The sequence below is a fragment of the Pseudoalteromonas sp. Scap03 genome, from assembly GCF_013393115.1.
Lineage (GTDB): Bacteria > Pseudomonadota > Gammaproteobacteria > Enterobacterales > Alteromonadaceae > Pseudoalteromonas.
This window is the reverse complement of record NZ_VDEU01000002.1, coordinates 168,492-188,998: the sequence shown is the minus strand read 5'-3', so window position 1 is coordinate 188,998 and position 20,507 is coordinate 168,492. Positions and strand designations below refer to the sequence as shown.

Annotated in this window: 20 protein-coding genes; 12 read left to right on the top strand and 8 right to left on the bottom strand. The window is 39.7% G+C overall.

The features are described 5' to 3' along the window. Positions 1 to 4: 4 nt before the first annotated feature. Positions 5 to 979 carry an alpha/beta hydrolase gene (locus FHG08_RS16215; protein WP_178957073.1) on the bottom strand — a complete coding sequence of 325 codons (975 nt, stop codon included), beginning with the start codon at positions 977 to 979 and terminating at the stop codon, positions 5 to 7. Positions 980 to 1,514: 535 nt separating this feature from the next. After that, the gene (locus tag FHG08_RS16210) at positions 1,515 to 1,826 is read right to left on the bottom strand and encodes a hypothetical protein (protein ID WP_008110823.1); all 312 of its coding nucleotides are present in this window, start codon (positions 1,824 to 1,826) and stop codon (positions 1,515 to 1,517) included. A 109-nt stretch (positions 1,827 to 1,935) separates the two neighbouring features. On the opposite strand from FHG08_RS16210, the gene nhaR reads away from it, so the two are divergent. Further along, the gene (gene nhaR / locus FHG08_RS16205) at positions 1,936 to 2,829 is read left to right on the top strand and encodes a transcriptional activator NhaR (protein WP_178957072.1); all 894 of its coding nucleotides are present in this window, start codon (positions 1,936 to 1,938) and stop codon (positions 2,827 to 2,829) included. A 60-nt stretch (positions 2,830 to 2,889) separates the two neighbouring features. On the opposite strand, the gene FHG08_RS16200 is transcribed toward nhaR, so the two are convergent. Together FHG08_RS16200 and FHG08_RS16195 are read right to left on the bottom strand one after the other, a co-directional pair. Next, a complete protein-coding gene (locus tag FHG08_RS16200) occupies positions 2,890 to 3,264 on the bottom strand; it encodes a hypothetical protein (protein WP_178957071.1) in 375 nt (124 codons plus the stop codon). A 65-nt stretch (positions 3,265 to 3,329) separates the two neighbouring features. Then, the gene (locus FHG08_RS16195; RefSeq protein ID WP_178957070.1) at positions 3,330 to 4,139 is read right to left on the bottom strand and encodes a sulfite exporter TauE/SafE family protein; all 810 of its coding nucleotides are present in this window, start codon (positions 4,137 to 4,139) and stop codon (positions 3,330 to 3,332) included. Positions 4,140 to 4,584: 445 nt separating this feature from the next. Here FHG08_RS16195 and FHG08_RS16190 point away from each other — a divergent pair, with 445 nt between their 5' ends. Both FHG08_RS16190 and FHG08_RS16185 read left to right on the top strand, forming a co-directional pair. Further along, positions 4,585 to 5,559 (top strand): DUF1852 domain-containing protein, encoded by a 975-nt coding sequence (locus tag FHG08_RS16190; RefSeq protein ID WP_008110817.1) that lies wholly within the window; start codon positions 4,585 to 4,587, stop codon positions 5,557 to 5,559. 31 nt (positions 5,560 to 5,590) lie between these two features. Then, on the top strand, positions 5,591 to 6,631 hold the full coding sequence (locus FHG08_RS16185) for a methionine synthase (RefSeq protein WP_178957069.1): 1,041 nt from the start codon (positions 5,591 to 5,593) through the stop codon (positions 6,629 to 6,631). 303 nt (positions 6,632 to 6,934) lie between these two features. On the opposite strand, the gene FHG08_RS16180 is transcribed toward FHG08_RS16185, so the two are convergent. From FHG08_RS16180 to FHG08_RS16170, 3 genes are all read right to left on the bottom strand, one after another. Further along, complete coding sequence (locus FHG08_RS16180) at positions 6,935 to 7,780, bottom strand: alpha/beta fold hydrolase (protein ID WP_178957068.1); 846 nt, start codon at positions 7,778 to 7,780, stop codon at positions 6,935 to 6,937. Between the two features lie 319 nt (positions 7,781 to 8,099). Continuing rightward, on the bottom strand, positions 8,100 to 8,219 hold the full coding sequence (locus FHG08_RS19250) for a type II toxin-antitoxin system RelE/ParE family toxin (protein ID WP_178957067.1): 120 nt from the start codon (positions 8,217 to 8,219) through the stop codon (positions 8,100 to 8,102). 120 nt (positions 8,220 to 8,339) lie between these two features. Further along, positions 8,340 to 8,771 (bottom strand): hypothetical protein, encoded by a 432-nt coding sequence (locus tag FHG08_RS16170; protein ID WP_178957066.1) that lies wholly within the window; start codon positions 8,769 to 8,771, stop codon positions 8,340 to 8,342. A gap of 160 nt (positions 8,772 to 8,931) precedes the next feature. Here FHG08_RS16170 and FHG08_RS16165 point away from each other — a divergent pair, with 160 nt between their 5' ends. The 3 genes from FHG08_RS16165 (at position 8,932) to FHG08_RS16155 (ending at position 11,473) form a co-directional block, all read left to right on the top strand. Further along, positions 8,932 to 9,228 carry a hypothetical protein gene (locus FHG08_RS16165; RefSeq protein ID WP_178957065.1) on the top strand — a complete coding sequence of 99 codons (297 nt, stop codon included), beginning with the start codon at positions 8,932 to 8,934 and terminating at the stop codon, positions 9,226 to 9,228. Positions 9,229 to 9,564: 336 nt separating this feature from the next. Continuing rightward, positions 9,565 to 10,596, top strand: coding sequence for a substrate-binding domain-containing protein (locus tag FHG08_RS16160; RefSeq protein ID WP_178957064.1), 1,032 nt, complete (start codon positions 9,565 to 9,567; stop codon positions 10,594 to 10,596). Positions 10,597 to 10,792: 196 nt separating this feature from the next. After that, positions 10,793 to 11,473 carry a haloacid dehalogenase type II gene (locus FHG08_RS16155; RefSeq protein ID WP_178957063.1) on the top strand — a complete coding sequence of 227 codons (681 nt, stop codon included), beginning with the start codon at positions 10,793 to 10,795 and terminating at the stop codon, positions 11,471 to 11,473. Between the two features lie 66 nt (positions 11,474 to 11,539). On the opposite strand, the gene FHG08_RS16150 is transcribed toward FHG08_RS16155, so the two are convergent. After that, on the bottom strand, positions 11,540 to 11,989 hold the full coding sequence (locus tag FHG08_RS16150) for a GyrI-like domain-containing protein (RefSeq protein WP_178957434.1): 450 nt from the start codon (positions 11,987 to 11,989) through the stop codon (positions 11,540 to 11,542). 414 nt (positions 11,990 to 12,403) lie between these two features. Here FHG08_RS16150 and FHG08_RS16145 point away from each other — a divergent pair, with 414 nt between their 5' ends. Genes FHG08_RS16145 through FHG08_RS16120 form a run of 6 tightly spaced genes read left to right on the top strand, consistent with a single transcriptional unit; the run spans position 12,404 to position 20,503 of the window. Next, positions 12,404 to 13,942, top strand: a complete 1,539-nt coding sequence (locus FHG08_RS16145) for an aspartate aminotransferase family protein (RefSeq protein WP_178957062.1) — start codon at positions 12,404 to 12,406, stop codon at positions 13,940 to 13,942. After that, on the top strand, positions 13,942 to 15,261 hold the full coding sequence (locus FHG08_RS16140; RefSeq protein WP_178957061.1) for a lysine N(6)-hydroxylase/L-ornithine N(5)-oxygenase family protein: 1,320 nt from the start codon (positions 13,942 to 13,944) through the stop codon (positions 15,259 to 15,261). The genes FHG08_RS16145 and FHG08_RS16140 overlap by 1 nt, the downstream gene beginning before the upstream one ends. Next, positions 15,258 to 16,436, top strand: a complete 1,179-nt coding sequence (locus FHG08_RS16135) for an MFS transporter (protein WP_028834626.1) — start codon at positions 15,258 to 15,260, stop codon at positions 16,434 to 16,436. The genes FHG08_RS16140 and FHG08_RS16135 overlap by 4 nt, the downstream gene beginning before the upstream one ends. 24 nt (positions 16,437 to 16,460) lie before the next feature. Then, a complete protein-coding gene (locus tag FHG08_RS16130; RefSeq protein ID WP_178957060.1) occupies positions 16,461 to 18,809 on the top strand; it encodes a GNAT family N-acetyltransferase in 2,349 nt (782 codons plus the stop codon). Next, positions 18,802 to 19,440: a hypothetical protein gene (locus FHG08_RS16125; RefSeq protein ID WP_178957059.1), complete on the top strand. Its 639-nt coding sequence runs from the start codon at positions 18,802 to 18,804 to the stop codon at positions 19,438 to 19,440. The genes FHG08_RS16130 and FHG08_RS16125 overlap by 8 nt, the downstream gene beginning before the upstream one ends. Next, complete coding sequence (locus tag FHG08_RS16120) at positions 19,424 to 20,503, top strand: heparan-alpha-glucosaminide N-acetyltransferase domain-containing protein (protein WP_178957058.1); 1,080 nt, start codon at positions 19,424 to 19,426, stop codon at positions 20,501 to 20,503. The genes FHG08_RS16125 and FHG08_RS16120 overlap by 17 nt, the downstream gene beginning before the upstream one ends. Positions 20,504 to 20,507 lie beyond the last annotated feature (4 nt).

Sequence of the window (20,507 nt, the reverse complement as noted above, 5' to 3'; positions counted from 1 at the left end):
AGGCTCACCATGTTATTAGCCAGTTTTCAATTTCGATAACATCATCACGATCAAACACCATTAAACTTGAATGAGAGCGAGCATTAAAAGTTATTTTTTTTACTAACTCATTTTGTATAGATGAAAAGTAAGCCGAGGGGGATAGAGAGTCAATATCTGAGTTAATTAACAATACAGGTTTTTTAGTCTCAGTTAATTTAGGCAATAAATTTGTTTCTTGAATGGTTACTCCTGCCTCAAACATTGCTTGGTTAACAATATTATCAATCTCGCTATGAAAAAAATGACTAAGCAAAGGCGATTTATAAGGTAAGTACTCCTTAGCTGCAACATCAAAACTCATCATTGGGGCAAGTAAAATAGCAGCGTCAACATATTCTGATGATAATAAGTTACTTGCAGTAAGTGCTCCCATAGAATGGCCGACTACAACAGTCTGGTTATTTGGTTGATTTAAAAGTGATTCAGCAAGCAGTTCATTTAAAATGCCGTGCTCTTTTGCTGCAAATACAAATGCTTCAGTTGATTCACCATGGCCAAAAAGATCTGGAATAATAACGTTCATACCAAGCGCTCTAAAATAGATAGCTGAGGCCATCATTGCTTCTTTACTGCCCCCATAGCCATGAAGCAATAAAGCAGTGCCTTTAAAACGATTAAATGTATCTGGTGTCATTCTGTGTGAAATTGTATTTTCTACATTATTACCAGTTGCATGAAGGTTGTAATAAACAGAACTCTCTTGCGAAAATTCGGCTGCTTGATAAGGTTCAGCAGTCAGATATGTAATGCATTGAGTGGTACTAAAAGAGCAAAAATTTTGTTTTTCAAAGCCAATGTCGCTAGGTTTTGCTTTTATAAACTGTGCTTCAGAAAGATAGATACCGGGGTTTGACATGACGTAACTGCCAATAGAAGTACAGCCAGACAAAGAAAATATATAAAGTGTAACTGCTAATAGTTTGGTGAAATTTTCCATTTTCGCTTCATTAGTTAAACTTGAACATCAACACTTTAATTAAGCAGATAACGTCCTATGAGGTGGAAGAGGTTTTAGCCGTTAGTTAGGCATTTTTTTATTATTTCAAAGTACCTTAACAGTATCTTCTATCCACCTCAATTTTCTCGAGTAAATAAATCTGTTTGGTATTAGGTAGACACTTGCTTATTAATCAAAACCCAAATTTAGTGCTTAGTTACGACTTTGAGTTACTTTTTTATCTAAGTTTTATGGATTTAGGTAATTGAAAATTTCACTCTCTTTTTAATCAAAATGGTGTGAGGGGTTTACAGCTGAGGTCAAAGGTTAAAGGAACAAGGTCAAAGATTTTTAGTTACGGTAAGTTGGGTAGAGTGTAACGAAACCCAACAAAGAAAGGCGGCTTTGCTCAATAGCAATGCGCTAAAGGCTCAACAGGTAATAAGTGAATCGTTTAATACTAAACATGGCTTGGAATTAGAGTCGTATTAAAAGAGTAGCATCCATGCCACTGCAAGTGCGATATTAATAAAAATTAAGAGCTTGGTTGCGAAGGTTGATACTTATTAACGAGAATGTGCTGCAAACTTTTAAGTGCCCGCTTTATCGCTTGCAGCATACTTCTTCCTTTTGTATTTACATTAATACTGGGTAGCCCCGGCAAAAGAATATTAATTTTGCATTGCTGCAAAGTGCCGTGGCGCTCACTCGAAAGATCATTTATTTGAATCTCTACTTTACGAATATTTAAAGCATGTTTTGCCAATTGGCTTTTTATCAACTTCAAAAGCGACATCTTTTCACTTGCGTTAATTATCTTATTTTTAACTGTAAGTTTTAGCTTCATGCAATTACACCTTTTAATAGTAACTATGTTGCAGGCATGACTGTAATCTACTAACTTAGTGGCAAAGGAAAAAGCTGATTATTTCTTACTTTAAAACAGGTATTTTCGAATGATTACCAACATCAACTACAATCACTTATATTATTTTTGGCAGGTAAGTAAGCACGGCAGTATTGCTGCGGCGAGTAAAATACTTAATTTAACGCCGCAAACGGTCAGCTCACAAATTACTAACTTAGAGCAACGATTAGGAAAACCACTGTTTGTTCGCCAAGGCCGAGGCCTACAGTTAACGGAGTTTGGCCATGTAACTCAGCAATACACCAATGATATGTTTGCTATTGCTCACGAATGGCTAGAAACCACGCAAGGTGATACCACGCAATACTCACGAACGTTAAAGGTCGGTATTTCAGACGTGTTGCCTAAATCACTGGTGTCGAAGTGGCTAGCGCCTTTAATTAATAACGACTGTATTACCAACTTGCACTGTATTGATGGCCAACAAGATGAGCTGCTGGCACAAATGGCGATTCATAAGATCGATTTAGTGTTAGCTGATAAACCACTCGATACTACCTTGTCATTTAAGGCGTTTTGTCATGAAATAGGCAAAAGCCAAATCGCTCTTTTTGGTAACGAAACATGGCATTCGCAATTACATAAGCAGTTTCCGCAGTCTTTAAACAACAAGCCTTTAGTGCTCCCCGCAAAAGAAAGCCCCGTCGCGCGTGCTATTTATTATTGGCTGCAAGAGCAAGAGATTGAAATGACAATAGCAGGCCATGTTGACGACAGCGCATTAATGAAATCACTCGGTGAGCAAGGGTTCGGGATATTCCCTGCGCCTATTTTGGTAAAAGCCGAAGTGGAGCGCCATTACGGCGTAAATTACATTGGTACAATTGATAATGTTTATCAGCATTATTATGCCTTTACGCCCGACAGGCTCATTAAAGACAGTATTTATGATGAATTTATAAAGCACGCGCAAATGACGTAGATTTTAGTTAATCGCCTTAAGATTGACGGGCGTCGGGGTGCGGGTTACGGATCTAAAACCTTACAGTTCAAATAAATATATTAAAAATATCAACAAAGCGATAAAGAATACCGGAGTGAGCAAATAAAATATGATATTGGCTAAAATTTTATTATTATCTCTAAACTTTAATACTTTTTGGCGTGCGGCAATTAAGGCTGGGAATGTAATAAACCCTTGGATACCGATAGCTAAAGTAATAGTAAGTTGCATGATAATAATTTGCCAGTATTGCTCTGGGTCATCAATTAACGATGCTTGTTGATAGTCGCTGCCTGTCGTTCCAAGCTGATGAGCAGTTCCTGTAATTAACCCTATGATAGGTGATATCAAAAAGAACAAAGCAACACTTAAGATTGTTTTATCAACTTTATGCCTTAATTTAACTATTTTCATAGCATCCTTGCCTTAAAATTTTTTATTTCAAAATATATTCGCAAGCAAGCCTGCGAACTTTAACCTTATCGAGTAAACATATTTATTGCCATTATTATTAATAAGCCGGCAAATATTTTCTTTATGGTTGAAACTGGCAAATAATGGGTGGCTTTAGCGCCGAGTGGTGCGGTAAACCATGAGGTGCATACAATACCCAATAAAGCGGGCAAATATACAAAGCCTGCAAATCCTTCTTTTAGGCTAAATAACTGGCTGCCTGAACTGATATAACCCATTGAACCAAACAGGGCTATCACAATGCCTGAGGCCGAGGCGCAGCCAATGGCTTTTTTCATATCGACAGAAAAAAACGTCAGTAACGGCACTAATACTGCCCCGCCGCCAATACCTATCATGGCAGACAAGCCACCGGTTATGGTCGTATAAACACTCAGTAGTCCTTTATTTGGTAACGGGCGCTCTAATGATGAATCATTCTTACCTGAAAAAATCATTTTTAATGCAATTAACACCACACTTACAGCAAATACCAAACGTACCACATGCTCAGGTAACAGCGCGGCCATAAAGCCACTAATGAGCGCGCCAAAGGCAACGCCCGCCATCACCCAAGGTGCAATATCCCACGGTACATTGCCATTTTTATGATGCGCAATAGCCGACGAGGTCGAGGTAAATAAAATAGAGGCCAGTGAGGTCGCAATGGCAACCACCACTACTTGTTCAGGTGGCAAAGCATTAAAGTGCAGTAATATCATGCTGAGTATGGGCACAATCACCAGCCCGCCCCCTATTCCTAATAAGCCCGCTAAAAAACCAACACCGCTACCTAATATGGCGCAGTATATAATTAACACTATTAAATCACTCATTCCTTTTGTCTCTTCTTATGTTGTGGAAAGTTCTGCGACGGCGAACTGCTTAATAAAGTGCTTAAGCTCACCAAGGTTTATCCGAGTATATCAACAACCGTTTATGCAAATGGCACTTTAAGTGCCTATAAGCATTGAATAATACTCACGTTTTGTATGAGTAAATCACAACACACGTAAAAACATCTAGAAATCTAGACTTCTAAAGTGGGTTTTATCGCATAGGGAGCGTCTACTAGCCTAATTTATTCATTCAACTTAGTAAGAGAGTGAATCTGGCTCATGTTTTACCTGAAATAATACCGTTTTTCTTCATGCTACATAGCGCGTATAAATTTATTAACTCTGCAAAGCACCATTACAGTTATCCCGTTAGTTTGGTTTTAACAGCGAGTAATGTGTCATTGATAAAAGCAGTAACAACTCAAATTGAAAGGATACGGCTATGAGCACTGATCTTACATTTACTATTAAAAGCACTAACTTGGATGAAAACTACCATCCATCAAATAACACACGTATTACGACTAATTTCGCTAATTTAGCAAGGGGTGAAAGCCGCCAACAAAACCTGCGTAATACCCTAAAAATGATCAACAACCGCTTTAATGCACTGGCCAGTTGGGATAACCCACAAGGGGATCGTTACGAGATTGAGCTCGAGATCATTTCGGTTGATTTAGATATTACTAGCAGTGGCCAGGCATTTCCGTCAATTGAGGTATTAAAAACCAATATTATTGACCGTCAAACCAACGAGCGAATTGAGGGCATGGTGGGTAATAACTTTTCATCGTATGTGCGCGACTACGACTTTAGCGTGTTACTACTTGAGCATAACAAAAGCAAACCGCAATTTAGCATTCCCGATAACTTTGGTGACTTACACGGCAAGTTGTTTAAATGCTTTGTAAACTCAAATACCTATAAACAGCACTTTAAAAAGCCACCGGTTATTTGTTTAAGCGTGTCTGATAACAAAACCTATCAGCAAACCGAAAACTTACACCCTATTTTAGGCGTAGAGTATCAGCCTAATGAGTCGTCGTTAACAGAGCAATACTTTAAAAAAATGGGCTTACAAGTGCGCTACTTTATGCCACCAAACAGCGTTGCGCCGTTAGCGTTTTACTTTTTTGGTGACCTACTTAACGACTACAGCAACCTTGAACTAATTAGCACCATTAGCACCATGGAAACGTTTCAAAAAATTTATCGTCCAGAAATTTATAACGCCAACGCCGCCGCTGGTAGCCGTTATAAACCTAATTTAAAAAATGACGACCATTCGTTAACGCAAATTGTGTATGACCGCGCAGAGCGAGGTCAATTAGCGGTAGAGCAAGGTAAATTTACTGAGCAGCATTTTATTAAGCCTTATCAGTCAGTGCTGCAGCAGTTCTCGGCAAGTATCGCTTAATCACACAACAAAATTAAAGGCAGCATTTATTATGAAAAAACTATTACCTACATCATCAGCAGGCAGCTTGCCAAAACCGTCATGGCTTGCTGAGCCCGAAACCTTATGGTCACCATGGAAATTACAAGGCAGTGAGCTGGTAGATGGCAAACACGACGCCCTACGTATTTCCCTGCACGAGCAACAAACTGCAGGCGTAGATATAGTCAGCGATGGCGAACAAACTCGCCAGCACTTTGTAACCACCTTTATTGAACACTTAAATGGCGTTGATTTTGAAAACCGTAAAACAGTTAAAATTCGCGACCGTTACGACGCCAGCGTACCCACAGTGGTTGGCCCTGTGTCTCGTACTAAATCGGTATTTGTTGAAGACGCCAAGTTTTTACGCCAGCAAACCAGCCAACCAATTAAATGGGCACTGCCCGGGCCAATGACCATGATCGACACCCTGTATGACGATCACTATAAAAGCCGTGAAAAACTAGCGTGGGAATTTGCTAAAATACTCAACCAAGAAGCCAAAGAGCTAGAAGCCGCAGGGGTTGATATAATCCAATTTGATGAACCCGCTTTTAACGTGTTTTTTGACGAGGTAAACGACTGGGGCATAGCCTGCCTTGAGCGAGCCATAGAAGGGTTAAAATGTGAAACTGCCGTGCATATTTGCTACGGCTACGGCATTAAAGCCAACACCGATTGGAAGAAAACCCTCGGCACCGAGTGGCGACAATACGAAGAAGTATTCCCAAAGCTGCAAAAATCGAATATTGATATTATTTCGCTCGAATGCCAAAACTCACATGTACCCATAGAGCTACTAGAACTGGTACGCGGTAAAAAAATAATGGTGGGCGCAATCGATGTAGCCACCAATACCATAGAAACTCCCGAAGAGGTGGCCAAAACCCTACGCGAAGCACTTAAATATGTAGATGCCGACAAACTCTACCCATGCACCAACTGCGGCATGGCCCCCCTGCCCCGCGACATCGCAAACGGCAAACTTAAGGCCCTAAGCAAAGGCGCAGAGCTAGTACGTAACGAGTTATTAGCAGCGAATGTCGCTTAATTTTAATTACAGCTGCTGCAAAAAAGCCACACCTTAACACATGTTGAGGTGTGGCTTTTTTAATCAAAATGTAAGGGGGGTTTACAGTTGAAATGCAAGGTTAAAGGCAAAAGGTGAAAGGTTTTAAGTTAGTTGAATCTTGGTTGGGTTGAGTGCAACAAACCTAGTGTAATTAAATAAATTTAACCGAGTCGCTTGGTATTAATGACTGAGTGAAAATTGCCATAGTCAGACAATGGCAACGCCGCCTTAAGCGGCGAGTAAAAGTTGGCTAAAATGTGAAGCGAAAAGAGCCAACTGCTACTAATTCGTCTTTAAGGCTTTGTAATTAGCTTCTACTATCATAATCAATTGATTTATTGATGAAATAACCAAATCAGGTTTCTCCAATGGTATATTGTGCCCTACAACATTTGAAGTAATATGAATAGAGTTTGGGTTATTCTTGACTAACGAGGAATGTAGGTTTCTCCAAACCTTTTTGCCTTCGGAACTATGGCCAATCCACCAATCACTTTCAGCGTTCTTAGTAGATGTGACAACAATCGTGGGTATCGTCATTATTGTTCCGCCATCTGATAACATACCTTTTTTATATTCACTTTGTAATACAGCCCATTCTCGACTGCCAGCCATAATAGTATTTAATTTTTTCTCATCATTTTCGGCCCATTCATTATTTAATTTTTTAAGTTTATTTGAAAAAAGTTCGTGGCTTGGGTCAAGTAAAACCATTCCACTGATGTGGTCAGAAAAAGAAGCCGCATATTCTCGAGCATGTAAGCCTCCATAAGAATGGCCAACTAAGATAATGTCTTTTTTCACTTTTAGCGTTGCCAACAAGTCATTTAAACGTTTATTCGAGCTCTTTAACGAAACGTCAGGTAAATCAGTGGATTTACCAATTCCAGCACGTGAATAAATAATTATTCGCTGCTGTAATTCCTGTAAATCTCGAAGTAAAGGCTTCCAGTAATTTACGCCCATACCAACACCTGATTCGATAACGATATTGAACTCACCTTCTCCAATATCGATGTATTCAAGATTTGCACCATTGATTTCAGCGACACTAACATGTGACTGACTAAAAGAGCTAAAGCTCATAATTAGTATGTAACACAAGCTGAGTAATACGAGTATTTTCAACTAACTCTCCTTGGCTTAGAATGGCTAAATCAGGACACCGTAGGCGTCACCTGGATTTACTTGTTATGTTTTCGGGCATGTAAACAACCAAAGGGGGTCAACAACCAAAGGGGGTCAACAACCAAAGGGGGTCCAACAACCAAAGGGGGTCAAATCTTGACTTCAGACATCAACAACCAAAGGGGGTCAAATCTTGACTTCAGACATCAAATTCATTGACCGACCCGTTATCCTTATTTTGCCTATTAGATAAAGTCTAAAGCAATAAGATAAATCAGTAACCCCCTACTTCTAGCTATTACTTAATTAGATCTATTATTTATATAGCCTTTCTGTGACCAACTTTTACCACTAATATGATCATTTCAGAGTCGTGTATCTCATAAATTATACGGTAATCAGCTACCCTTACCCTATACTCATTGAGTCTGCCTTTCATAAGTAAATTTCACCTAGAATTCATAGAGAAATATAATGCCCCAATAATGGGCTAAAAGCAGCTGGCTGATATAAGCAACGCGAGGGCAATAATCTAGTGTTTTTACCCTCATTATATGCATTAAAGCTGATCAAAATAGTCGCCAGCTTTTTGTCTGAAAAATACATTGCAATACTTTAATTCAACTTGTAATGGATCTTTTTTTAAGACCTTAACATATGGATTCAGCTCCAATGTAACTGTAATAGTTTTGGACAGCAATAGCTCATTGTATAGGGCTCGTTTACGTTTTTCGGAGCCCGAGTGCGGCATACGAATTATGATATCCTTTTTGCAACTTGGAGCGGCGATTGGAAAGCGTTCCTTAGGAACAAATACTTCAAATTGACCACCTTTAGAAAATCCATATTCAGTGTTTACAGAATAATTGCCTGAAGTAAGTTCGTATTTCATGTGATAATAATCGGAATACTTTCCGGTATTAACTTTGATCTCTTGAGCATTAAGTTGAAATGAGATTAATAACACCAAGATATTCAATAGGTACTTCATACTATCCTTATACACGTGACAGTTTACAAAACATCATTTTGGTGGTTTATAACGCAGCAAAATGGCGGTTAATATTGCCACTGGTTAAATTAGAAGCCAACTCATCACAACATAACTAAAAAGAGTTAGCCAAGCCATTATACGATTTAGGGTTACGATAATGAACAGACATTTTATGGGTAGTTTCTTATTTTTAGTTGCTGTTTTATTGGCCGTGGTGACGGAAGTTTACTTAACCCTCACATTTAGTGAGTTTATTTTAGCCGGTAAAGGTATTGGCGTTTATGGAGTATTATTATATTTTGTTGTGATGATAGTTAGTTCCCTTTTATGGCTACTGTCTTACCGTATTAGTAAAAGCCGAGCTCAAGCTGCTATATTTTGGCTTTTAGCATTAGCCCTCACTCCTGTCGTTATATTTCAGCCTACATGGTGGTCTGCTCCACTTCTCAATTAATTTAAAGCTTAACTTTAATACTTAGATTAATGTGAAATTGCAGAATTGATTTCCACAGCATTTTGTAAACTCTCCTTCAAAAGAAACGAAAAAACCCCACCTTACCATACGGTATTTTTAACCAAACCGTAACGGAGGTTTACAGTATTCAACTGAATGCAAAGCTGTTCGTTAGCAAAAGGTTACTATTGCCATTGCTTTGTGTAAAAGCATTGCGGTTAAGGATTATTTTTTGGTTTTTTAATTTATATTCAATGTGGTCGCTATATTGTTTTGAAGTGCTATTCTGATATATCAATTTGTAATTAATGCCGTTTTAATTAAGGATACTAGTCGTTGTTTTTTATTAAACCTAAGTTTATTTACAGCTCTTGTTCTATTTACAAACCTAAAATATCGTTTTCATTATTTTTTGTGCTGCTGTGTTTGCCATTTTTTGCAAATGCTCAATTTGTCATTGGCATAGTAGGAAAAACTAAAAACGATAGCTTTTATATTCAGGCGTACAAAGGGTGTACCGAGTTTGCAAAGTCAAAGCCTGACGTTACCTGTAAATATGATGGGCCTGATGATTATCAAGATATTCGAACCCAAGCTTTAATTATTAATGACATGATGAAAAGTGGGATTGATGGTTTATTAGTTTCAATATCAGATTCTGATTATTTGGTAGAGAGAGCCCTTAAAGATTTATTTGAAAAAAACATTCCTGTTATTACTTTTGACTCAGATTTATTAGCAAAAGATCACCAGTACAGGCTCGCTTACGTTGGTACTGATAATTTTGACTTTGGTGTTGCGTTAGGCAATCAATTAAAGAATTTAGTAAGTGAAGAAAATAAGCGTATTTGTATTCAATCTGGTCATCCTACTGCACCAAACTTAAATAAAAGAATCGCAGGTGTTAGGTTTGCGCTTTCTGGGCAAAGTAGTCAGCGCTTATCGGGAGAAAATGGCTGGAGCGAGTATAACCGCTGCCCTCTTTATAGTTTAGGAAAAAGGGGCGCCTCCTTAGAGCAAGTAAAAAGCCTTACAAAGATGGACAAGCCTCCTGCGTTTGTTGCTGTTGCCGGTTTTGCGCAATTTAATACTGAGTACATAGACTTGATGACACCCTACAAACATAAACTTGATTCAAAAGAACTTATTATTGTTTCAGCAGATACCGAAAAAATACAATTAGACGCGCTTAGCAAAGGTTTATCTTCATCAAATGTTGGTCAAAATCCATATGAAATGGGGCGACTCAGTGCGCAGTTAATGTATAACGTAATTAAGCATAATATAAAGCCTGCTGAAGCGTTTTATTTTTTAGACTTTCATTACTGCCAACAAAGCAACGCCCAAACATGTACTGTAAATTATTAATATTTAACCACAATGTGTTGAAAGATTCACTTTGGACACCCAATTTACCATGCGCTATTTTTAACCAAACCGTAACGGGGGTTTACAGTAACGACTTAAAACGCGGGTGTTGTTACTGTACTTTATTAACTGATAAGGTGAATAATATTGAGTAGTAAAACCGCGTTTTAGTAACGATTTAAACAGGAGTCCATTAATGGCAACTACACTGGCGTTTGATGTATACGGTACGCTTATAAATACCCATGGCGTGGTGTCGTTACTTGAAAATATGGTTGGCGACAACGCGCACGCATTTTCAACTACTTGGCGTGAAAAACAACTCGAATATTCGTTTAGACGCGGATTAATGCAAAACTACGTGCCGTTTTCGGTGTGTACTGAGCAGGCACTTAATTATGCGTGTTTACTGCACAAGGTAACTTTAAGCGATGAGCAAAAAGCACAGTTATTAGCACGCTATAAAACCTTACCGGCATTTGATGATGTTAAAGCAGGGCTTGAGAGCTTAAAAGCACAAAACTATCGGTTATTTGCGTTTTCTAATGGTGCGGCCAGTGCGGTAAATACTTTGCTCGAAACGGCAGGCATAAGTGAGCTTTTTGAAGGTGTAGTGAGCGCCGATGATATTAAAACTTTTAAACCCAACCCCGGTGTTTATAGTCATTTTTTACGTCAGGCAAATTCAACCGGTGCTAATACCTGGCTTATATCGAGTAATCCGTTTGATGTTATTGGGGCGTTATCGCACGGTATGCGTGCTGCGTGGATACAGCGCTCAAGTGAGGCTATTTTTGATCCCTGGGAACTAACGCCTACAATAACGGCGTGCGATTTACATGATTTAAAAACCAAGCTGGCCAGTAATAACCAATGATTTAGTGGGCAGGGGTTAAATAACACCAATGAAAGGCTAGGTTTGCGCTTACAAACCTAGCCTTTTTTAGTCTTTAATTGCAATGGCAATTTCTATTTCGTTACTGTTTTTATAATACTCAAAATCACTGGTGTAAGTACGTTCATAGCGGCAATCGTCTGAGCTGAAGTATTGCCAAATTTCGCCCCATAAATCGATCACCGCATCGGGCATTTCACCCTCACCTTTAAATACCAAATAACGCCCCGCTTGGATGGTTACTTTTTTAGCTTCAGGGAGTTTAATTGATAAATTATCGCAGCAGGCAATTACGTCAAAATCGCCTGTGAGATCGCTTTCGTAATTAGTATACACACCATACACTTTGGTGTTTTCTGTAAGGCTGTTGGCAAACTTTTCACCAAATTTTTGCCAAAGTTCAGCTATATTTGCAGTGCCAGCGTTCATTTCATTGGCGTTGCAGGTTCTTACTTTTAAGCCGATTAAGGTCTGACTTGCTAGTTGCTTTACTTCCATCATGACGTCCTTTAGCGTTAATACAAACACCAACGTAACAGAAAAACCGCCAATACTTTAAATATTGTATTAAATATTTCATAAATAATGATTATTAACCTCAATTGCGTATTTATTGCTCATATTTAAGATAGGCTCCGGTCTCGTGGGCTCGGAGATGTGTATAAGAGACAGAAACATAGCTTTGCTACCGCTAAAATAATTTACTTAACTTTCTGTTTTTTAAGTTTGTTTTTTTGCATGTAATGCTTGTCGTTTAATAATGTGGCTTATCGATTTTTGTTAAAAATATACGACAAGCTTATTAGCTCTAATTTAAAAAAAGTTGTTATCTAATCTTTTTTCATTATTGTAAATCTAAATCATTATCATTAAGATCCTTGCACCTAAAAAGTGTACTCAAGGAACGTTGGTGTGTCTCAATCTCAAGTGTTAAATATTAATACCATTGAAAAACAGGCTGTATTTGAACAAAGCGGCCTGCCCCCACAATTCAATTTAGAGCAGTTCATTAATTATCAGATAGCGTCATTGCAAGGGTTGTCGGCAGTTCAGCAAGCGATGGCTAAAGCCCAAAAACCATTTTCAGGTGTGTCGGTAAATGCGTTAGCAAAAGTAGTAAACGATGTTGATTTATCAAAGCCTTTGGCTGACTTTCCAGCGGTGCTTGAAGAGCTAAAAGGCGTGTATTTAGATCATGCTGTGTATTTTCATCATCCGCGTTATATGGCCCATTTAAACTGTCCTGTAACCTACCCTGCTGTTGTGGCCGAACATATTATTGCTGCTATTAATACCTCGGTAGATACGTGGGATCAAAGCGCAGGTGCGACGTTAATTGAGCAAAAGCTGATTGATTGGACATGTCAAAAAGCAGCATTGCCAAGCACTGCCGATGGAGTATTTACTAGTGGCGGCACACAATCAAACTTAATGGCAATGTTAGTTGCTCGTGAAGTGGCTGTTAGCCGCTATGCGCCAGAACATCAGGTAAAACTTCAGGGCTTACCAGCTGTTGCCTCGCGCTTTAAAATTTACTGCTCTGAGGTGGCGCACTTTAGTATTCAAAAAGCAGCAGCGTTACTGGGCTTAGGTTACAACGCCGTGGTGCCGGTGGCTATAAACAGCAAAATGCAAATGGATATGCAGGCACTTAAAACCGCCATAGCAACAAGCAAAGCGCAAGGTGATTTACCCATTGCAGTGGTTATTACCGCAGGCACAACCGATTTTGGCTCAATCGATCCAATCCATAATATTGCCATGCTGGCTAAAGAAGAGCAGCTATGGTGCCACGTAGATGGCGCTTATGGTGGCGGTTTGTTGGTGAGTGAGCACCATCGCAATGCGCTTAATGGCATTGAGTTGGTTGATTCAATAACGATTGATTATCACAAATCATTTATGCAACCGGTTAGTTGTAGTGCCTTTTTATTAAGCGACAAACGCCATTTTAGCCACATTACTTTATATGCCGATTATTTAAACCCATTAGCAGAGGCCGGTAATGGCACGCCTAATTTGGTAGATAAAAGTCTGCAAACCACTCGCCGTTTTGATGCCTTAAAATTATGGCTAACACTGCGCACCACTGGAGAAGCACCACTTGGCCGCGCGTTCGATAAAGTTATTGGTCTTGCGCGCCAAACTCATATTGTACTTAACGATCACCCCGACTTTGAAGTAGTTAACTACCCCGAGCTTAGTGCCTTAGTATTTAGATTTGCCCCTGATGATTTAAAACATGACCTTGATTTACTCGACTCTTTAAACCTGCATGTACGACAAACGTTTTTAAAAACTGGTGAAGCCATGATTGCCCGTACAAAAATAAATGGTCGTCATTATCTTAAATTTACATTGCTTAATGCGCAGTGCCAATTATCTGATGTACGCGCTGTTATTGAGCAAATTAGCCACATTGCATGGCAAACTTATAGGGAAATTGCATAATGGATAATCAACCTTACGATTTTATAGCTATTGGCCTTGGCCCATTTAACTTATCTTTAGCGTGTTTAAGTGAACCGCTCGAAGATGTAAAAAGCCTGTTTTTGGAACAGCGCAGTGAGTTTGATTGGCACCCTGGAATGATGCTTGAGGGCGTTACATTACAAACTCCGTTTATGTCGGATTTAGTAACCATGGCAGATCCAACCAGCCAATATAGCTTTTTAAATTATGCCAAATTGAATAATCGGTTATACCCGTTTTATATTCGCGAAAGCTTTTTTTTATTGCGCCGTGAATACAACTTATATTGCCAATGGGTTTGCTCGCAGCTTTCAAATGTTAACTTTGAACAAACAGTCACTCAAGTTGAATTTTGCCCGCAAAGTGAGTGTTATACCGTTAGCTGTAACACCCCTAATGGCATGCAACATTATGTGACTCGCCATATTGTTTTGGGCACAGGGCCTGCACCGTATATTCCTGATTGCGCTGTGCAAAGTAACTCAAATAACGTAATGCACAGTAGCGATTTTTGTCATCGGCTTGATGAATTAAAAGCGGCTAAACGAGTTACCGTGGTAGGGGCTGGGCAAAGTGCAGCAGAAATTTACCACACCTTATTGCAGCAAGCAGTACCGCAAGGTTTGCAGTTAGATTGGATAGCACGCTCACCGCGCTATTTCCCGCTTGAGTATACTAAGCTCACCCTTGAAATGACCTCTCCTGAGTATGTTGATTACTTTTATAATTTAAAAACTGAGCAGCGAGATTGGCTCAATCAAAACCAAAAAAATCTATTTAAGGGCATTAACGGCGATTTAATTAACGACATTTTCGACACCCTCTACGCGCAAAGCCTTGATGGGCCAATTTCTACTACATTTAAAACTAACAGCAGGCTAACAGGCACTCAAAAAGTAGGTAAGCGTTTACTGACTGAGTTTTATCATCAGGAGCTTGAGCAGCCCTTTTCAATAGAAACCGACTTTTTAATTTGTGCCACGGGCTTTAAATATCAGCGCCCTGCTTTTTTAAATAATATTGCCCACCAATTACCCCAAGATGAGCAAGGTCGTTATTTAGTGAGTCGTGAATATGCGGTAGATAGCGAACAAAAACGTATTTTTGTACAAAATGCCGAGCAGCATACTCATGGTTTTGTAACTCCAGATTTAGGTATGGCTTGCTACCGTAATAGTATTATTTTACGTGAAATTTTAGGTTATTCGCCTTATCAGGTTGAGCAAAAAATTGCTTTTCAAAACTTTGATTTAAGTGATGTAACCCTATCAGCACAACAGCAGAGTAGCGCCGCATGAGTCTTCGTTTAGCGCTAATTTTGCTGACGGTTATTTCGGTGGTATGCGATACCTTGTTGCTACCGTTTTATCCGCAATTTTTTGCTAGTGAATTTGCTATTAGTAACGCCACGTTAATCGGCCTCTTTGTGGCTAACTGTTGTATTACTGTAATGCTGGCTTTACCACTATGGGCTAAGGTCGCTAAAAAATACAATGAGTTGGCTTTGTGGTTAGTAACCCAAGTAGTAGCCGCTGGTTTTGGTCTGCTTTGCTACTTTGCGACCAATGTGTGGGAGTTTTGGATTTACTACCAACTTATGTTGGTGCTAAAGGCAAGCTACCTACTTATATACCCATTTGCACTGCGATTAGAGCAACAAACTAAGCATTTATCTATTATTGGTTTGTTTTCTGTATTGATGCATTTTGGTGCGATTGGTGGTGCTTTAATTGGTGGTTACTTCTTTAGTTTAGCAGAGCCACGCTATGCGTTATTACTCAGTAGTGCCGGTGACCTAGTTCAGGTTTTATTATGCGCCTACTTAATGTATTCATTAAAAACAGGTATTTATCAGCAAGCAATAGCGACTGAAAAACCGCGAGAACGTATTCCCTATTTTATTTGGCAATTTTGCTTTTTAAGTGTGGTGGTTTATTTTAGCGCGTTTTTAATTCGCCCCTTCTTTACTACTCATTGGCAAGCATTAAACGCACAAAGCAGCACCTTGCAAAGCGCTGTTGTATACGCCATTCCTGCCTTTGCCGCGCTTGTTATGCTGGTTTTTAACCATTTCAGGCAGCATTTACCACTGCCAACATTAAGCCGCACTAGCACTTTGTTATGTGCACTTATTTTAGGGGCGCTTGGGCTTTATTTACAAGCGCAGGAGTCGGTTGGGTTAGTGATTTTATCACGTGTTTTATATGGTTTTGCGCTATTTCAAGTGATGGTACTGCTAGAAGTAATGCTATTTGCCAAAAGTGAGCCTGCACATTACGGCAGCGACTTTGCCAAAGTGCACATTGCTCAAAACATCGGGGTTATTTTAGCGTCGTTACTAGTGGGTATGAGCGTAGAGCATCTTTCAACAACGGTTGTGTTTTACTTTGCTGCTATTGGCTTTGCAAGCCTTGCCTTTATTTTGCTTTGGCGGGTTAAGGCTGTTGCTCGAACTGCGCGTTCAGCGTCTTAGTTTTTAAGATTTATTGGAGTTTTTATGTATTTTTCATCTTTTGTAACCACCCTACAGCATACCGGTAAAGTGACGATGCGGTTATTACAACAAACAGATATGCCAACTGTTTGCGATTGGCTTAAGCAACCGTATGCGCACTTTTGGGGGATGCAGCAGCAAACCGAGCAACAAATAACTAAAGCGTATCAAGATATTTTTGTTACGCCTCATCATCAGGCATACGTGATCGAGCAAAATAATAACCTATTGGCTTTAGTTGAGCTTTATAGCCCTGAGCACGAAAGCTTAATGAAAGCGGCGTACGAGGTTGAACCTAATGATGTGGGTATGCATATTTTATTAGCGCCTAACACGGCACCTAAGCGCCATTTTAGTTTTGAAATGATGCAGTGCGTGCTGCAAAGTATTTTTGCTCAAAACAGTGCCGCCCGTGTTGTGGTTGAGCCCGACATTGCTAATAGTAAAATTCATACGTTAAATAAGCGTTTGGGATTTGTGCACACCCAGCAAATTCAACTAGGCGAAAAAGCCGCTTATTTAGGCTTTTGTGACAAAGCAGCCTTTGATAGGCACAGCCAGTTATTTACTGATTCGTTAGCGCCTTTGCAAACTGACTACGTGATACAGCCACATTGGCAATGGGCAAACCGGCATTTACAAGCTAAAGCACTCACCGAGCTAGTGCACGAGCGTTTATTGGCTGCAGAGACAACAAAGCAAGGCTTTAAAGTAAACGTTGAAGGCGGTTATTTTATTTTTAATGGCCGTGCTATGGCACTGAATCATATAGATATAGACGAGCCAAGCCTATGCTTTTACAACCTTAACGAAGAGCTGCAGCCGCTAGATGTGTTGCACTTTTTTAGTATGCAAGGGCCTGCGCTAGGTTTAACGGGTAAGCGCCTTGCCACCTACCTTGAAGAGCTAAATGCTACTTTAGCCAGTGCGTGCTTTAAACGTGAAAATAACACTTTAACAGCGGCGCAGTTAGCTAATTTAGGGCTGCAAAAAATAGAAGCCGCAATGAGCGAAGGTCACCCTGCCTTTGTTGCTAATAATGGCCGCATTGGTTTTAGTAAAGCTGACTTTTTACGTTATGCGCCAGAAGTAGGCAAACCGTTTAAAGTACTGTGGTTAGCAGCGCATAAAACGGTATGCGACTTTGCCCATAGTGAATACTTTGCCGATTACCCAAGCCATATAAGTGATGAACTAGATTTAACCACCCGAGATACGTTCAACAAAGCGCTAAAAGCTCAAAACCTAAACCCCGATGATTACTTACTCATTCCTGCTCACCCTTGGCAGTACCAACACAAATTGAGTGTGGTATTTGCAAATGAGTTGGCAAATCAGCGATTAGTGTATTTAGGTGAAGGTGACGATTTATATCAAGCGCAACAATCAATTCGGACCTTATATAATTGCTCGCACCCGCATAAGCCGTATTTAAAAGTGGCGTTGTCGATTTTAAATATGGGATTTATGCGTGGCCTATCGCGTGCTTACATGGCGGTGACTCCTGCCATTAACGATTGGGTATTTGCTAAGGTTAGCCAAGATCAACAACTCGCAGGCGCTAATTTTACAGCGCTTAGAGAATACGCCACCTTAGGTTATGCCCATCATACGTTTGAGCAAAGCGCGCTAGGTGATACACCCTATCGTAAAATGTTTGCCTGCTTATGGCGAGAAAACCCAAACCATAATTTAAATAGCGATGAACAACTGACCACTATGGCAGCATTATTACACTTAGATAACAATGGCCAAAGTTTAGTGGGCGAATGGATAGCACAAAGTGGTTTGAGCACGCAGCAGTGGTTACATGCGTACTTTAATGCTTATTTAATTCCGCTAGTACATTGTTTTTACGCGCATAAATTAGTGTTTATGCCTCACGGCGAAAACCTCATTTTAAAGCTTAAAAACTCGGTGCCTGTGGGCGCATATATGAAAGACATCGGTGAAGAGGTTGCCTTACTTAATAGCACTGAAGTATTGCCTGCAGGGGTTGAACGTATTCATGTTTCTATGCCTAAAGAGCTTGAGCTGTTAAGTATATTTACCGATGTATTTGACTGCTTCTTTAGATACTTAGTAGCAATTTTAGTGCGAGAAGAGCGTATTACAGAGCATGACTTTTGGCAGTGTGTTACGCAAAGTGTTAAAGCGTATCAACATGCTAACCCTGCTTTAAATGAGCGATTTAAAGAGTATGACTTTTTTAGTGATGAGTTTGCACACTCTTGTTTAAACCGCTTACAGTTAGGTAATAATGAGCAAATGGTTGATTTAACGGATCCGGCAGGTAGTTTGCAGTTTGCTGGTAACTTAAACAACCCCGTATCGGCAAAGCTGTATGGCTAAACCGATTACCCTTGCGCAGTTTTTATATTGCCAACAACCCGTGCAACGAACTTTTAAACCGAGCTTATTATTAGTGCGCGCTTTAACAGTTCGTTGTAAGGCGCAGTACCCTACTGCGCCTAAGCAATTTATTAGTCGGCATTTGTATTTACAGCTTTGCTGGCAAGCTATTTACGCTTATTGCTATTGGTTTGCTTGCAAGCAAAGTACGGCTGATCCCATTAACATGCCGTTAGCGGTAAATGGCGCTTATTGTCGTGGGTTTAACCTGAATAATGGCGTGTTAGTAAGTAAAACTGAGCAAACCAAAGCGTTTACTCATTTTATAAGCCAAGTTGGTGAATGGGTAAATACCGACTATGCACTTGGTAAAAAAGAACAAGCTCGGTTATTACTCGATTCATTAAGTAGCGCCATTGAGCGAGCTCATAGCTTAGACCTTGCTACTACTTTACATATCAACAATTGCCATCGTCAGCTGCACACCCTTATTTGTGAACACTTTAATCTTGATACGCCATTTACTGAAAAACCCCAGCGTTTAACCTGTTGCCGCTATTATTTAGCCGGTTATAGCAAATGCCAAACCTGCCCTAAAAAGGATATTAAAACCAATGAACCAACGTCTTAAAACGATTGATCTTGCGCGTGGTGCGAGCGTTTTTATTATGATTATTGTGCATACCTTATGGATGTATGCCTCCACGACGCTTCAAAGTGAAAGCGCATTTGGTACGGTTGTGCATATACTTGGCAAAGGCACCGCCTCGTTTTTGGTGGCAATGGGGCTATCTATGGCGCTTTCGCGCAGGCAAACACCTTTGCTATTAATTAAGCGTGGCATACAGCTTTTACTGCTTGCCTATTTAATGAATGTGGCCAAGTTTTGGCTACCTATTGAAGTATTTAATACCATGCCTGAGGCATTTATAAATGCTTATGGCTGGCAAAGTCCGCTCAGTGCTGGGCAGTTACAATTTATGGTGTTAACAGGTGATATTTTACAACTGGCTGGAATTAGCTTATTGCTGTTTGGGGCACTTAATATTGCCCGTTGGAAAACAACATGGATTGCGGTTTTAGCCATTGCAATTGCAGTTATGAGCCAGTTTGTAAGGGGGCAGCAATTTACGCTTTCACCTTATATCAGTGATTTGTTTTTTGCTAATAACTATCAGGTGTATTTTCCGGTATTTCCTTGGATAAGTGCGATATTAACGGGATATGTACTTGGTCGTTTATACCTTAGTAACCAACAAAATGCCGATTACTTATATAAAGTATGTGCACAACTTGGTGCTGCTTTACTGGTTATTGGCGGCATATGGTTAGCCATTGATTTTAAAGGACAGTTTGGCAACTTTTTCCATTTAAATGGCGGCGGTATTAGCTATTTAATTGGCTTAAATTTATGTGCACTAGCGGCTATACAGTTTATTTTTGCTGATAAATATAATGGCCCTATTACACGTGCTCTTTTATATGCCAGTAAACATGTAACCGCGCTCTATGTTATTCAATGGGTACTTATTTGCTGGTTTATGGGGGCGCTTGGTTATCATACCCTCAGCCTTTGGCCGACACTATGTATGATGGTACTGATGACTTTACTGACTTTTGCTGTGCACAAGGTTTATTTAAAAAGCAAACAAAGCCTCACAGACATTACGCAAAAAGCTAAACGTACAGCTTAAGCTG